General features: G+C 56.5%; 1 protein-coding gene. It reads left to right on the forward strand.

Translation table 11 applies throughout. The features are described from left to right. Window positions 1-1,551 (forward strand): condensation domain-containing protein (locus tag FE394_RS19425; RefSeq protein WP_319927955.1); only part of this gene is annotated, 1,551 nt, incomplete at both ends.

Below are 1,551 nucleotides of genomic sequence, written 5' to 3' on the forward strand. Positions count from 1 at the left end.
GGCGCTGCCTGCGCCTGAGCAATCTGCTGTGGCTGTACGCGGTTATGAAGCGCCTGTGGGTGAAGTGGAAACTACCCTGGCGCAGATCTGGCAAGACCTGCTGGGGCTGGCGCGTGTCGGGCGCCATGATCACTTCTTTGAACTTGGTGGTCACTCGCTGCTGGTGATCAGTGTGATCGAACGATTGCGCCAGCAGGGCTGGGAACTGGACGTCCGTACGGTATTCACTGCACCGGTTCTGGCCGATCTGGCCCGGGCGATTCAGGTATCCCCGGGTGATGCCCCGGCCTTTATCGTGCCGCCCAACCGGATCCCTGACGATAATACCGTCCTCACCCCTGCAATGTTGCCGCTGGTCACCCTGTCCCAGACGGAAATCGACACCATAGTCAACCGGGTGTCCGGCGGAGTGGCCAATGTGCAGGATATCTATCCTCTGGCTCCGTTGCAGGAAGGCATTCTGTTCCACCATCGACTTGATTCGCACAGAGATCCCTACGTTATCTCGTCGCTGTTATGTGTCGACAGCCAGACAAACCTTGACGCTTTCACGGTTGCATTACAGAAGGTTATCGACCGCCACGATATCCTGCGCACCGCTGTCCACTGGGCCGGATTATCCCAGCCGGTTCAGGTTGTGCACCGGCACGCTCCATTGCCTGTTCATCGCCTGACTCTGGAGGACTGTGATGATGTGGCCGCCAGTTTGCAAACCCGTATGACGTTGTCATACGGGCAACTGGATTTATCTCAGGCGCCATTGATACGGTTACAAACCGCCGCTGACCCACACTCAGCCAGACGGTACGTCTTGATCCAGTTCCATCATATTATCAATGATAATCTCTCATTACGGCAGGTTCTCGCAGAAACGATGGCATTCTTACTGGGTAAAAGTGCCGCTTTACCGCCATCGGTACCCTATCGCAACTTTGTCGCTTATGCCCGTCAGGAAAGCCATATTCAGACCGCAGAAACCTTCTTCCCGGACTATCTGGCGGATCTCGATGAAGTGACGGCCCCTTTTGGCCTGATCAACGTTCAGGAAGGGGGCGAACATACGGCAGAAGCCCAACAGTCACTTAATGCCGGCTTATCATGCGCTCTCCGTGAAACGGCCCGCAGGCTGGGCACAAGCCCTGCGGCATTGTTCCATGCAGGGTGGGCGCTGGTCGTTGCCCGAACCAGCGGGCGTGACGATATTGTATTCGGCACCACCTTGTCAGGCCGTATGTCGGGCATGGCGGGCAGTGCAGGCGCGTTGGGCATGTTTATCAATACCCTGCCGGTCAGGCTGAAACTCAAAGGGATCAGCGCTGAGGCCCTCATCAAGGCAGTCACTGACACATGCGCCAGTTTACTACAATATGAACAGACCCCCTTGTCCCTGGTGCAGCGCTATAGCGGACTCGGCAATATGCCGTTGTTCAGTGCTCTGCTCAATTGTCGGCATGTAAGTGACGATAAGGACAACGACCCGCTTAACCTGGCGCAATTTGGCGTAACAGCACTGGCTGGCTGCGGGCGGACTAATTATCCCGTGGGGATCTC

This window comes from Xenorhabdus littoralis, assembly GCF_033949345.1.
In the GTDB taxonomy this organism is placed as follows: Bacteria; Pseudomonadota; Gammaproteobacteria; order Enterobacterales; family Enterobacteriaceae; genus Xenorhabdus; species Xenorhabdus littoralis.